Below are 14,555 nucleotides of genomic sequence, written 5' to 3' on the forward strand. Positions count from 1 at the left end.
TTTTGCGTGGATTGGCGGGTGCGAATCACCCCCTATTCCATCGCGCTTGGACTGAGTTTTCGCTGGGATGCGGAAAAACGCGACGAATGAAGGCAAGGACAACGCATGGCGACCAGAGCTCTCCCCCCGATCAGCAACACCGGCGCGAAGAAGCGCATCAGAAAGGTGTTCGGCGACATCCACGAAGTGGTGCAGATGCCCAACCTGATCGAGGTCCAAAGGGAGAGCTATGAACAGTTCCTCCGGTCCGACCCGTCGATCGGCTATGTGTCGGGCCTGGAAAAGACGCTGCGCAGCGTGTTCCCGATCCGCGATTTCGCCGGCACCGCCGAAATGGACTTCGTCCATTATGAGCTGGAAGACCCCAAATACGACGTCGAGGAATGCCGTCAGCGCGGCATCACCTATGCGGCGCCGATGCGCGTTACCCTGCGCCTGATCGTGTTCGAAGTGGATCAGGACACCGAAACCCGTTCGGTCCTGGATATCAAGGAGCAGGACGTCTACATGGGCGACATGCCCCTGATGACGGGCAACGGCACCTTCATCGTCAACGGCACAGAGCGCGTCATCGTGTCGCAGATGCATCGTTCGCCGGGCGTCCTGTTCGACCATGACCGTGGCAAGACCCACTCGTCGGGCAAATATCTGTTCGCCGCGCGCGTCATCCCCTATCGTGGTTCGTGGCTCGACTTCGAATTCGACGCCAAGGACATCGTCAACGTCCGTATCGACCGCAAGCGCAAGCTGCCGGTCACGGCGCTGCTGTTCGCGCTGGGCCTGACGCCGGAAGATATCCTGGGCGAATTCTACAACAAGGTGACCTATGTCCGCGGTGAAGGCGGTTGGGTGATCCCCTATCTCGCCGAAGCCTGGCGCGGCCTGAAGCCCGCCTTCGACATCGTCGATGCGAAGACCGGTGAAGCGATCTTCCCCGCCGGCACCAAGATTTCGCCGCGCGCCGCCAACAAGGCGGAAAAGGACGGCCTGGAAACGCTGCTGATCCCGACCGAGGAAGTCTATGGCCGCTACAGCGCCTATGACCTCATCAACGAGAGCACCGGCGAAATCTACATCGAGGCGGGCGACGAAGTGTCGCCTGAAAATCTCGAAAAGCTGGACAAGGCGGGCATCGACCGCCTGGAACTGCTCGACATCGACCATGTCGGCACCGGCCCCTGGATTCGTAACACGCTGAAAGCCGACAAGGCCGAGGATCGCGACCAGGCGCTGAGCGACATTTATCGCGTCATGCGCCCCGGCGAACCGCCGACGAAGGAAACCGCCGAAGCGCTGTTCGCCGGTCTGTTCTTCGATCCGGAGCGCTACGACCTGTCGGCTGTGGGCCGCGTGAAGCTCAACATGCGCCTCGACCTCGACGCCGAGGACACGGTCACCACCCTGCGCGTCGAGGACATCCTCGCCGTGGTCAAGGAACTGGTGAACCTGAAGGACGGCAAGGGCGAAATCGACGATATCGATAACCTCGGCAACCGTCGCGTCCGTTCCGTCGGCGAACTGCTGGAAAACCAGTATCGCGTCGGGCTGCTGCGCATGGAGCGCGCCGTCAAGGAGCGAATGTCGTCGGTCGACGTGTCGACGGTGATGCCCAACGACCTGATCAACGCCAAGCCCGCCGTGGCCGCCGTGCGTGAATTCTTCGGCTCGTCGCAGCTGTCGCAGTTCATGGACCAGACCAACCCGCTGTCGGAAGTCACCCACAAGCGCCGCGTGTCGGCGCTTGGGCCGGGCGGTCTGACCCGCGAGCGCGCAGGCTTCGAAGTCCGCGACGTTCATCCGACGCATTATGGCCGTATCTGCCCGATCGAAACGCCCGAAGGCCCGAATATCGGTCTCATCAACTCGCTGGCCACATTCAGCCGCGTCAACAAATATGGCTTCATCGAAACGCCGTACCGCAAGGTCGTAGACAATAAGGTCACCGACGACGTCGTCTATCTGTCGGCGATGGAAGAAGCCAAGCACACGATCGCGCAGGCCAACGCCGAAGTCGATGCCGACGGCCATTTCGTCGAGGATCTGATCTCCTCACGCGAAGCCGGCGAATTCCTGATGGCGCCGCGCGACCACATCACCCTGATGGACGTCAGCCCCAAGCAGCTGGTGTCGGTGGCGGCTTCGCTCATTCCGTTCCTGGAAAATGATGACGCCAACCGCGCGCTCATGGGATCGAACATGCAGCGTCAGGCCGTGCCGCTGGTGCGCGCCGAAGCCCCGTTTGTGGGCACCGGCATGGAAGGCACGGTCGCCCGTGACTCCGGCGCGGCGGTCGCGTCCAAGCGGGCGGGCATCGTCGATCAGGTCGACGCGACCCGTATCGTCATCCGCGCGACCGGCGACATCGAAGCCGGCCAGTCGGGCGTCGATATCTATACGCTCCAGAAGTTCCAGCGGTCGAACCAGGACACCTGCATCAACCAGCGTCCGCTGGTCCAGGTCGGCGATCTGGTCGAAGCCGGCGACGTCATCGCCGATGGTCCCTCGACCGAGTTCGGCGAACTGGCGCTGGGCCGGAACACGCTCGTCGCGTTCATGCCCTGGAACGGCTATAACTACGAAGACTCCATCCTGATCTCCGAACGGATCGTGAAGGACGACGTCTTCACCTCGATCCATATCGAGGAGTTCGAGGTCATGGCCCGCGACACCAAGCTGGGGCCGGAGGACATCACCCGCGACATTCCCAATGTCGGTGAAGAAGCGCTGCGCAACCTCGACGAGGCGGGCATCGTCTATATCGGCGCGGAAGTGGAGCCGGGCGACATTCTGGTCGGCAAGATCACCCCGAAGGGTGAATCGCCGATGACCCCGGAAGAAAAGCTGCTCCGCGCCATCTTCGGCGAAAAGGCGAGCGACGTGCGCGACACGTCCCTGCGTCTGCCGCCGGGCGTCGCCGGGACGGTCGTGGAAGTCCGCGTGTTCAACCGTCACGGCATCGACAAGGACGAGCGCGCCATGGCGATCGAGCGGGAGGAAATCGACCGCCTCGCCAAGGATCGCGAGGACGAACGCGCCATCCTCAACCGGGCGACCTTCAACCGCCTGCACGAAATGCTGCTGACCCAGACGGCGTCTGCCGCGCCCAAGGGCGTCAAGAAGGGCGTCGTGATCGACGAAGCCCTGCTGGCCGAAGTCGAGCGTCACGAATGGTGGAAGTTCGCGGTCGAGGACGACAGCCGTCAGGCCCAGATCGAAGCGATCAAGGGCCAGTATGACGAAGCGGTGAAGTCGATCGTCGACAAGTTCGAGGATCGCGTCGACAAGCTGCAGCGTGGCGACGAACTGCCGCCGGGCGTGCTGAAGATGGTCAAGGTGTTCGTCGCGGTGAAGCGCAAGCTGCAGCCAGGCGACAAGATGGCCGGCCGTCACGGGAACAAGGGCGTCATTTCGCGCATCCTGCCCGTGGAGGACATGCCGTTCCTGGAAGATGGCACCCATGTCGACATCGTGCTGAACCCGCTGGGCGTGCCATCGCGCATGAACGTCGGCCAGATCTTCGAAACGCATCTGGGCTGGGCCGCCCGTGGCCTTGGCCAGCAGCTCAAGCACGCGCTGGAAGACTGGCGTGAGGCCAATCCGAACCCATCGGCGGGCGACATGCCCGACGCGGTCAAGGAACGGCTGCTGACCTCCTATGGTCCGCGCTATGCCGAGCAGATCGAAGGCCGCTCGCCGGAACAGATCATCGACCTGGCCGAGCATCTTCAGCGGGGCATCCCGATGGCGACGCCGGTGTTCGATGGCGCCCGTGAAGCGGACGTGTCGGCAATGCTGTCGCTGGCAGGCCTGCACACGTCGGGCCAGTCGGACCTGTATGATGGCCGCACCGGCGATCGGTTCGACCGCAAGGTGACCGTGGGCATCATCTACATGCTCAAGCTGCATCACTTGGTCGACGACAAGATCCATGCCCGTTCCATTGGGCCGTACTCGCTCGTCACGCAGCAGCCGCTGGGTGGCAAGGCGCAGTTCGGTGGCCAGCGCTTCGGTGAAATGGAGGTCTGGGCGCTCCAGGCCTATGGCGCGGCCTATACGCTCCAGGAAATGCTGACGGTGAAGTCGGACGACGTGGTCGGCCGCACCAAGGTCTATGAGGCGATCGTCAAGGGTGACGACACGTTCGAGGCCGGCATTCCCGAAAGCTTCAACGTGCTGGTCAAGGAAATGCGCTCGCTGGGCCTCAACGTCGAACTCGCCACGATGGACCCGGTCCTCGACGAAGACGGCGTCGCGCTGGCTGCGGAATAAGGGAAGCTTCGGGCGCTGTCTCCCGACGACAGTGCCCTGCCCCTTCTTCACCCCAGAACTTTACCCTCTAGAGGGACTGAAAAAATGAACGAACTGACCAACTTCGCGAACCCGGTCCAGAAGGCCGAGACTTTCGACCAGATCCAGATCGGCCTCGCCTCGCCAGAGCGCATCCGGTCCTGGTCTTTTGGCGAGATCAAAAAGCCGGAAACCATCAACTATCGCACGTTCAAGCCGGAACGTGACGGCCTGTTCTGTGCCCGCATCTTCGGTCCGATCAAGGATTATGAATGCCTGTGCGGCAAATATAAGCGCATGAAGTATAAGGGCATCGTCTGCGAAAAATGCGGTGTCGAAGTTACCGTGAGCAAGGTGCGCCGCGAGCGCATGGGCCATATCGAACTGGCCGCCCCGGTTGCGCATATCTGGTTCTTGAAGTCGCTGCCCTCGCGCATCGGCCTCCTGCTCGACATGCAGCTCAAGCAGCTTGAGCGCGTTCTGTATTTCGAAAGCTATATCGTCATCGAGCCGGGCCTGACCTCGCTCGACAAATATCAGCTGCTGAACGAAGACGAACTGCTCGACGCGCAGGACCAATATGGCGAAGACGCCTTCTCCGCCGGGATCGGCGCGGAAGCGGTCAAGCAGATGCTGATGGACCTCGACCTGGAAGGCGAAAAGCAGATCCTGCTGGACGAGCTGGCCGTCACCAAGTCGGAACTCAAGCCCAAGAAGATCATCAAGCGGCTGAAGGTCGTCGAAAGCTTCCTGGAATCGGGCAACCGCCCCGAATGGATGATCCTGGACGTCGTCCCGGTCATTCCGCCAGAACTGCGTCCGCTTGTGCCGCTGGACGGTGGTCGTTTCGCGACGTCGGATCTGAACGATCTCTATCGCCGCGTCATCAACCGGAACAACCGCCTGAAGCGCCTGATGGAACTGCGCGCGCCGGACATCATCGTCCGCAACGAAAAGCGCATGTTGCAGGAAGCCGTCGACGCCCTGTTCGACAATGGCCGTCGCGGCCGCGTCATCACCGGCGCGAACAAGCGTCCTTTGAAGTCGCTGTCCGACATGCTCAAGGGCAAGCAGGGCCGCTTCCGTCAGAACCTGCTCGGCAAGCGCGTCGACTATTCGGGTCGTTCGGTCATCGTGACCGGCCCGGAACTCAAGCTGCACCAGTGTGGCCTGCCCAAGAAGATGGCGCTCGAACTGTTCAAGCCGTTCATCTACGCGCGTCTGGACGCCAAGGGTCTGTCCATGACCCTGAAGCAGGCCAAGAAGTGGGTCGAGAAGGAACGCAAGGAAGTCTGGGACATCCTGGACGAGGTGATCCGCGAGCATCCGGTCATGCTGAACCGCGCGCCCACGCTTCACCGTCTGGGCATCCAGGCGTTCGAACCCGTGCTGATCGAAGGCAAGGCGATCCAGCTGCACCCGCTCGTCTGCTCGGCCTTCAACGCCGACTTCGACGGTGACCAGATGGCCGTCCACGTTCCGCTCTCGCTGGAAGCCCAGCTGGAAGCGCGCGTGCTGATGATGTCCACCAACAACATCCTGTCGCCCGCCAACGGCAAGCCGATCATCGTGCCGTCGCAGGACATGGTGCTGGGCATCTATTATCTGTCGATGGAACGCGAAGGCGAGCCGGGCGAAGGCATGTTGCTGTCGGACATGCAGGAAGTGCATCAGGCCCTCTTCACCAAATCCGTGACGCTGCATTCCAAGGTCATCAGCCGCGTGCCGCAGACCGACGAGGCGGGTAACGCCTATCTCAAGCGCTACGAAACCACGCCGGGCCGTATGTTGCTGGGCGAATGCCTGCCCAAGTCGCACAAGGTGCCCTTCGACGTCGTCAATCGCCTGCTCACCAAGAAGGACGTGGGCGACGTGATCGACGAGGTCTATCGTCATACCGGCCAGAAGGACACGGTCCTGTTCGCCGACGCCATCATGAGCCTGGGCTTCCGTCACGCATTCCAGGCCGGCATCTCGTTCGGCAAGGACGACATGGTGATCCCGGACAGCAAGGAAGGCACCGTCGCCGAAACCAAGGCGCTGGTGGCCGATTACGAGCAGCAATATCAGGACGGCCTGATCACCCAGCAGGAAAAATACAACAAGGTGATCGACGCCTGGAGCCGTTGCGGCGATCAGGTCGCGAACGCCATGATGGACGAGATCAAGGCCCAGCCCAAGGATCCGCAAACCGGTCGCCTCGCGCAGATCAACTCGATCTACATGATGGCGCATTCCGGTGCGCGTGGTTCGCAGGCCCAGATGAAGCAGCTGGCGGGTATGCGCGGCCTGATGGCCAAGCCGTCGGGCGAGATCATCGAAACGCCGATCATCTCGAACTTCAAGGAAGGCCTGACCGTCCTTGAATATTTCAACTCGACCCACGGCGCGCGCAAGGGCCTGGCGGATACGGCGCTCAAGACGGCGAATTCGGGTTACCTGACCCGCCGTCTGGTCGACGTGTCGCAGGACTGCACGATCGTCGAGGAAGATTGCGGCACCGAAAAGGCGCTGGAGATGAAGGCGATCGTGCAGGGCGGCAGCGTCATCGCCTCGCTGGGCGAGCGCATTCTGGGCCGCACCACGGCGCAGGACATCGTCGACAGCAAGGATGGCAGCGTCGTCATCCCGATCGGCACCCTGCTGGACGAACCGATGATCGCGAAGATCGAGGCCATCGGCACCCAGGCGGTCAAGATCCGCAGCCCGCTGATCTGCGAAAGCCGGATGGGCGTTTGCGGCAAATGCTACGGCCGTGACCTGGCCCGCGGTACGCCGGTGAATATCGGCGAAGCGGTCGGCGTCATCGCGGCGCAGTCCATCGGCGAGCCGGGCACGCAGCTCACCATGCGGACCTTCCACATCGGCGGTGCGGCGAATTTCAACGAAACGTCAAACCTGGAATCGATGGCGGACGGCACGATCGAACTGCGCGACATGCCGACCATCACCGACAAGCAGGGCCGTCGCCTGTCGCTCGCCCGCAACGGCGAGATCGCGATCATCGACAGCGAAGGCCGCGAGCGCGAAACCCATCGTCTGCCTTATGGCGCCACCATCCTGTTTGCGGATGGCGACGCGATCAAGAAGGGCGAGCGTTTCGCCGAATGGGACCCGTTCACCATGCCGGTGATCACGGAAAAGCCCGGCATCGTGAAATATGTCGACCTGATCGACAGCAAGACGCTGACCGAGCAGACCGACGAAGCCACCGGCATCGCCCAGCGCGTCGTGACGGAACATCGTGGCGCCGCCCGCACCAAGGAAGACCTTCGCCCGCGCCTCACCCTGCTGGACGACCAGTCCGGCGAAGCCGCCCGCTACATGCTGGCGGTGGGGGCGACCCTGTCGGTCGATGATGGCGCCCAGGTGCAGGCCGGTGACGTGTTGGCCCGTGTCAGCCGTGAAGCGGCCAAGACCCGCGACATCACCGGTGGTCTGCCGCGCGTCGCCGAACTGTTCGAAGCCCGCAAGCCCAAGGACAATGCGATCATTGCCAAGGTGTCGGGCCGCGTCCAGTTCCTGAAGGATTACAAGGCGAAGCGTAAGATCGCCATCAATCCGGAAGATGGCGGCGAGCCGGTCGAATATCTGATCCCCAAGAGCAAGGTGATCGACGTTCAGGAAGGCGATTTCGTCAAGCGCGGCGACAACCTGATCGGCGGTTCGCCCGATCCGCACGACATTCTGGAAGTGCTGGGTATCGAGCCGCTGGCCGAATATCTGGTGGCCGAAATCCAGGAAGTCTATCGCTTGCAGGGTGTGAAGATCAACGACAAGCACATCGAAACGATCGTTCGTCAGATGCTGCAAAAGGTCGAGATCATCGAATCCGGCGACACCACCTTGCTGGTGGGCGAGCAGATCGACCGCGAGGAGATGGACGAGATCAACGCCAAGCTCCAGCCGGGCTTCGCGCCCGCCGCGGGCAAGCCGGTGCTGCTGGGCATCACCAAGGCGTCGCTCCAGACCCGCTCGTTCATCTCGGCGGCGTCCTTCCAGGAAACCACCCGCGTCCTCACGGAAGCGGCGGTACAGGGCAAGAAGGACACGCTGGTCGGTCTCAAGGAAAACGTCATCGTCGGCCGCCTGATCCCGGCGGGCACCGGCGCCGGCATGAACCGCCTGCGCGTAGCCGCCTCGTCGCGTGACGCGGCGCTGCGGGCCGCGCTGCGCGCGTCCAGCCAGGTGGACCTGATCGCACCCAAGTCGGCTGCCGCCGAACGTGCGGCCGAACTGGCGCAGGGTCCAGAAGCGGCGATCGGCAATGATCCGCTGGCCGCTCTTGAAGGCGAAACCCACGGCACCGACGCGGACGCGGGCGATTACCTGCTGAAGAGCGACGGCGAATAAGCCCTTTGAAAGCATGGGAGGCGCTTCCTATATAGGTGGCGGCTCCCATGCCATTCGCTCCCGCAAGGGAGAGAAGCTCATGCCCGCCGGACGCTTCACGCGCTCCGGCGGGCTTTCTTTTTACGGGAAAAAATCGGCAGCCGACTTGCAAAAAAGTGCGTCGATCCGTTTCACAAACCCCTTGACCATCGCCAGAACCGCGCTTATTTGCGGCCTCCCAAGCGCGACGCGCTGGGGATTGATGCCCGATCCTCTAATGGTAAGAGAGCGGACTCTGACTCCGTCAATCAAGGTTCGAGTCCTTGTCGGGCATCCAGAATTTTCCCATCATGATGACCCATTGCCGTCGCAGGCGCGCGCATGGGATCGGCACGCGCCCGTGGCCCCGTGCAGTCCGTGCGCGTTCCATCTGCGGCCGCCCGTTTAGGGAATATCCTTCCTCATCGCGCCGATCATGATGCGCCATACATTGGCGGCGTCGGCCTGATGCGCCGAGAACGGCTCGTCCGGGCTGATATTCTGTATCAGTTCCGCTCCCGCCTCGCTCATCCACGCGCTGGGTTCATGCAGAGCCTCTATCACGGCGAGGGCCTGAGCCATGTAGCCGTGCCACAATAGCCCCCCTTCTACGGCTGTGTCTTCGGTCTTGCCGTCAAGGGCGCACAGGGCGCGGGCGGCGCGTTCGATCGGTGTCATCTTCACAAGGTTGCGGAAGCTTGCGGGTCCGTCAAGCGCCATGCCCGCGCGAATCCTTAATATGCATTTATCCCATGGTGCAGGCGACCGCTTCGGCGACCTTGATGCCATCGATCGCGGCGGACAGGATGCCGCCGGCATAGCCCGCGCCTTCCCCCGCCGGGTAGAGGCCGGTCACGTTGAGGCTCTGGAAATCCTTGCCCCGCGTGATGCGGATGGGCGAGGAGGTCCGCGTTTCCACGCCCGTCATCACCGCATCGGGATGGTCGTAATGGGCGATCTGGCGACCGAAGGCGGGCAGCGCTTCGTGGAAGGCTTCTATCACATAGTCGGGCAGGCAGCGCGCCAGGTCGGTGGGGGTCACGCCCGGCTTGTAGGATGGCACGACATCGCCCAGCTGCGTCGAGGGTCGGCGAGCCAGAAAATCGCCCACGGTCTGCCCCGGCGCCCAGTAGCAAGAGCCGCCCGCAACATAGGCCATCGATTCCCAATGCCGTTGCAGGTCGATCCCGGCCAGCGGCCCGTCGGGATAGTCGCGCGCCGGGTCGATGCCGACGACCAAACCGGAATTGGCGTTGAATTCCGCGCGGCTATATTGGCTCATGCCGTTGGTGACGACGCGCCCTTCTTCCGACGTGGCGGCGACGACGCGGCCGCCCGGACACATGCAGAAGCTGTAGACGGTGCGGCCATTGGCGCAATGATGGGCCAGGCTGTAGGAGGCCGCGCCCAGATCGGGATGCCCGGCGCAATGGCCGTAGCGGGCGCGATCAACCCAGCTTTGTGGATGTTCGATCCGCACGCCGATCGAAAAAGGCTTGGACTCGATATAGACGCCGCGGCCGTGCAGCATCTCGAAGGTCGGCCGGGCGCTGTGTCCGACGGCCAACACGACATGGTCGGTGTCGATCACGCTGCCATCGTGGAGGACGAGGCCGCGCAAGCGCTGTTCGCCCTCGCCGGTGCGTTCCAGCACCAGATCATCCACCCGATGCTGCCAGCGATATTCGCCCCCCAGCGATTCGATCTGCCGCCGCATCGCCTCGACCATGGTGACAAGGCGGAAGGTGCCGATATGGGGATGCGCTTCCCACAGGATGTCGTCGGGCGCACCCGCGGCGACGAATTCCTCCAGCACCTTGCGGCCCAGGAAGCGCGGGTCTTTCACCCGGCAATAGAGTTTGCCGTCAGAGAAGGTGCCTGCCCCGCCTTCGCCGAACTGGACGTTGCTGTCGGAATTCAATTCGGCGCGGCGCCACAGGCCCCAGGTGTCCTTGGTCCGTTCGCGCACCACCTTGCCGCGATCAAGGATGATCGGACGAAAGCCCATTTGCGCCAGGATCAAGCCCGCGAACAGGCCGCATGGCCCCGCGCCGATAACGACCGGGCGCTTACCCTGCCAGCCGTCGGGCGCGTGGGTGACGAATTTATAGCTGGTGTCGGGCGTAGGCCGGACGTCATGGTCGTCGGCGAAGCGGGCCAACACGGCGGCTTCATCCACGACATCGATATCGAGCGTATAGACCAGCAGAATCGCGCTGCGGCGGCGGGCGTCGTTGCCGCGCCGCACCAGGCTGTGGCCGCGCAGTTCGTGCGGATCCAGGCCAAGACGGTCGCAGATGGCGGCGGGCATCGCCTCGGCCGGATGGTCGAGGGGCAGTTTCAGGCCGGACAGGCGGATCATGGCATCGCCCATAGTGCGTCGGGACCGGAAATGAAATGGCGGTCAGGCCATCCGCACCTGCCCGACCAGCCATTCCCCCGCCAGAGCGGCCAGCATCGACAGGCCGGTGAGCGGGAAGAATATGCCCAGTCCCAGCATCAGCGCCGCGACCATGCGCCGGGCGGCGGGCGTGGAGGCGGGCGGCGGGTGCAGGCGGCCATGCTTGCGCCGCTTCCACCACAGGATCGGCGCGGTGATGCACAGCGCCAGCAGGCAGAGGCAGCCCGCCAGCATCAGCAGGCGATTGGCCTCGCCATATTGCTGGCCCTGATGGGCGGCGATGCCCCATTCGACCGCTTTCGCCCCCGGACCGAACATGCGCCAGTCGATATCCTGCACAACCGCGCCGCTGGCCGCGTCGATAGTGAGGGCGCGGGCATCATCAGCGCGTTGCACCAGGCTCGCGACCAGATAGGGCGCGCCGGGATGGGACGGCAGGATGATCTGATAGCCATGACGCAGCCCGCGCATCGCGGCGATCCGGGCGACCGCATCGACGCCAATGTCGCCAGGCGCGCCCGCCGCGCCGCCGCCTTCGCGCAGGGTCCAGGGGAGCGCGTCCCTGGCCGGGGCGGTCAAGGGGATGACCGCCATTTTCGGGCGGCCCCAGTCGTTGGCGGCGACGACGGCGCGCAATCCCCCGCCCCAGATGTCGGTCCAGGGCATCCCGGTCACCGCGAGGAACAGGATGACCCCGGCCGACAGGAAGCCCAGCGTGCCATGCAGGTCGCGCCAGAAGATCCGGCCCCCGACCCGGCCCCGGATCGCCAGCGCCCGCTGACCGCGGCGGGGCCAGCGCAGATAGACGCCGGTGACGCACAAGATGATCGCCCAGCCCGCGACCACCTCCACCAACCGGTTGCCGATCGGGCCGGTCAGCGCCAGGCTGTGCAGATCCTTGATCGTCTTCATGACGCCGCCGCGGTGGATCACGCCCAGAATATGGCCGTCAAATGCGTCAACGAGTTGGACAGTTGAATCGCCGTTTTCGGCTTTGGTCGTCACCCGCCAGCCTTCCGTCCGGGCGGCCGGGATCAGCAATTGGGTGACCGGATCGCCCGATATTCGTTGCGTTATCGTAATGATTTGCGAGGGCGGCAGGGTTCGCGCATCCGGCGGCGCGGCGATCCGCACCGGATAGAGCGCCGCCTCCAGCTCCGGCTTGTAGAGATAGAGCGCGCCGGTCACCGCCATCAGCGCCAATATAGGGAGCACGATCAGTCCGGCATAAAAATGCCAGCGCCACATCGCACGGTAGAAAGCCCCTTCCGCCATGGTCCCGCCCCCGTCAGAAGCGCGCGCGCACGCCGCCATAAATGGCGCGGCGTTCGATGGGATAGAAGGCGGCGCTGCCTTCGTCGGCGGTGGTGGCGGCATTGTCCGGCGTGTAGCGGACGAGCGCGCTGATATCGCCGATCGCGCGGCGGGCGGTCAGGTTGCGGGCGTCGAGGAACAGGGTCACGCCATCGCGTAGCTGCGCCTGCGCGCCCAGGTTCAACATCGCATAGCCGCCCACGCGCTTCGTATTGGCATAATCGACCCACGCGCCCTGCGGCAGCCATTCGACCACGGGCGAGACGGACAGGCGATCCGTGCCTAGCTGGAGTTCCGCACGATAGGCGTGGCGCGGGATCACCGGCAGGCGGTTGTCGCCGAACTGTGCGTCGTCGCGGAATCGGAAGTCGCTATATTGATAGACCTGCCGCAGCGTCGCCCAAGGCGCGAATGCCAGGTCCAGCCCCGCCTCCAACCCCTGGTGCCGGGTGCGATCGGCGTTGAAAGTGGCGGCGGGGATCGTGCCCGGCACCACGCTATATTGCAGCATCTCCCCCCTTATGTCGGCGCGGTAGAGGCTGATATCCCATCGGGCGATGCCCATCGCGCCGCGCGTGCCGACCTCCGCCGTCCACGCTTTTTGCAGGCCGACCGGGGTGAAGCCCGGCACGCCGCCGGCCGGCGTCTGGCTCAATTCGGCATAGCCCGGCATTTCGACCGAGCGGCTGACATTGGCATAGAATTGCAGGGTATCGGCGGGTTGATAGAGCAGGCCCAGTTTCGGCGCGAAGCTGTCGAAACTGGCCTTACCGCTGCGCGCGGGGGCGAAGCGATTGTCGATCTTGCGCTCGCCATGGCTGTGGAGGCCGCCCGCGATCAGCCACAGGCCCGGCAAAGGCGCGACGCGCAACTCGCCATAGCTGTTGATGGTCTGCGCGCTGGGCCGCTGATAGGCGGTGGGCGCGCCGGACTTGCCGCCCAGATTGACGAACTGGCGCGACATGCCGTTGCCGAACCGCGCCTGGCTGCCCAGCGTCAGTTCCACCGGCAGGCGACCCAGATCGCCCGCCAGGTCGAGGCTGACGAAGCCACCCCATACCTGCGACCTCTGGTCGATCACCTGATAGATGGGATGGTCGAGTGATTTGGCATTGAAGAAGCCGCCGAAGGCCAGTTGGCCGTGCGCCAGATCGACCGTGGTGCGGTTCTGCAAGCGAATCGAATCGATGTTGCGCGCCTGATCGAGCACGACATTACCCTTGGCCGGATTGGTCAGTGCGTCCTTCTCGCTTAGCGTGCCGGCGAGTTTCTGGCGGATCGTCTGGGCGCTGGCATAAAAGCGGGTTTCGATATGGTCGCTGAGTTTCAGCCCGATATTGCCGTTAAAACGCAGCGCCTTACGATCGCCATGGATGCGGTCGCTGTCGGAGCGGTCGGCCGTCAGCGCGGCATAGGCGTCGCCATGATCGTCGGCATAGCCATAGGCGATCTTGCCGCGCAGCGTGTCGAAGCTGCCGCCGTCGATGCGGACTTCCGCGCCGGGCGTATTGCGGCCGGTCGGGGTCACCGCATTGATCGCCCCGCCCAGCGTCGACCCGCCGTAACGCAGCGCATTGCCGCCGCGATAGACCTCGATATGCTGGAAGACCTGCGGGTCCAGTTCCTGGAAATCGCCATTATCGTCGGCGCTATTGATCGGCACGCCATCCTGCAACAGCGTCAGCCCGCGCATATGATAGCCGCGCGACAGGCCCGACCCGCGGATCGATATCCGCACCTCCTGCCCGAAACGCGGCTGCGTATAGACGCCGGGCGAAAAGGCGAGCGCATCGCGCAGCGAGACGGCGAATTTGTTTTCGAACGCTTCCGCGGCAACGACATCGACGCCACCGGGGGTGCGCTGCACGCGGGCAGCGGCGGCTTCGACGGCGGGACTGGCGGTGACGATGATGGCGCTTTGGTCGGCGTCTTCGGCGAAGGCGGGAACGGCGGACAGAGCAAGAATGAGGGCGCACAGCGGCAGGCTGCGCATGGCGTGGATGTGACGCATGGAACGACTTTCTGAGAACGGGCAATGCAGGATCGGCGCGCGGGCGCGACGATCAGGTCATGCCACTTCAGGACCGTTGATCAGGCGCTTCGCGAAGAGAGCCGCGCTTTTCGTCAAGAAAAGGACGGGGCTTCGACAGGCTCAGCCCGAACGGTGAGAGGTGGCGATAGC

At 63.9% G+C, this 14,555-nt stretch carries 6 protein-coding genes and 1 tRNA gene; 3 read left to right on the top strand and 4 right to left on the bottom strand.

Features of this window, described 5'->3' with window-relative positions; translation table 11 throughout:
- The first annotated feature begins 105 nt into the window (after positions 1–105).
- The 3 genes from rpoB (at position 106) to V473_RS12295 (ending at position 8,956) form a co-directional block, all read left to right on the top strand.
- Positions 106–4,269 carry a DNA-directed RNA polymerase subunit beta gene (gene rpoB / locus V473_RS12285; protein WP_066604411.1) on the top strand — a complete coding sequence of 1,388 codons (4,164 nt, stop codon included), beginning with the start codon at positions 106–108 and terminating at the stop codon, positions 4,267–4,269.
- Between the two features lie 84 nt (positions 4,270–4,353).
- On the top strand, positions 4,354–8,640 hold the full coding sequence (gene rpoC, locus V473_RS12290; protein WP_066604414.1) for a DNA-directed RNA polymerase subunit beta': 4,287 nt from the start codon (positions 4,354–4,356) through the stop codon (positions 8,638–8,640).
- A gap of 242 nt (positions 8,641–8,882) precedes the next feature.
- Positions 8,883–8,956 (top strand) — tRNA-Gln (locus tag V473_RS12295).
- 107 nt (positions 8,957–9,063) lie between these two features.
- On the opposite strand, the gene V473_RS12300 is transcribed toward V473_RS12295, so the two are convergent.
- The 4 genes from V473_RS12300 to V473_RS12315 are packed head-to-tail and all read right to left on the bottom strand — an operon-like array spanning position 9,064 to position 14,384.
- A complete protein-coding gene (locus tag V473_RS12300; protein WP_242495956.1) occupies positions 9,064–9,378 on the bottom strand; it encodes a hypothetical protein in 315 nt (104 codons plus the stop codon).
- A gap of 25 nt (positions 9,379–9,403) precedes the next feature.
- Positions 9,404–11,020 carry an NAD(P)/FAD-dependent oxidoreductase gene (locus tag V473_RS12305; RefSeq protein ID WP_066605649.1) on the bottom strand — a complete coding sequence of 539 codons (1,617 nt, stop codon included), beginning with the start codon at positions 11,018–11,020 and terminating at the stop codon, positions 9,404–9,406.
- 42 nt (positions 11,021–11,062) lie between these two features.
- The gene (locus V473_RS12310; RefSeq protein ID WP_066605652.1) at positions 11,063–12,334 is read right to left on the bottom strand and encodes a PepSY-associated TM helix domain-containing protein; all 1,272 of its coding nucleotides are present in this window, start codon (positions 12,332–12,334) and stop codon (positions 11,063–11,065) included.
- A gap of 13 nt (positions 12,335–12,347) precedes the next feature.
- The gene (locus V473_RS12315) at positions 12,348–14,384 is read right to left on the bottom strand and encodes a TonB-dependent receptor family protein (protein ID WP_066604418.1); all 2,037 of its coding nucleotides are present in this window, start codon (positions 14,382–14,384) and stop codon (positions 12,348–12,350) included.
- Positions 14,385–14,555: the final 171 nt, after the last annotated feature.

This window comes from Sphingobium cupriresistens LL01, assembly GCF_001046645.1.
Classification (GTDB): domain Bacteria; phylum Pseudomonadota; class Alphaproteobacteria; order Sphingomonadales; family Sphingomonadaceae; genus Sphingobium; species Sphingobium cupriresistens.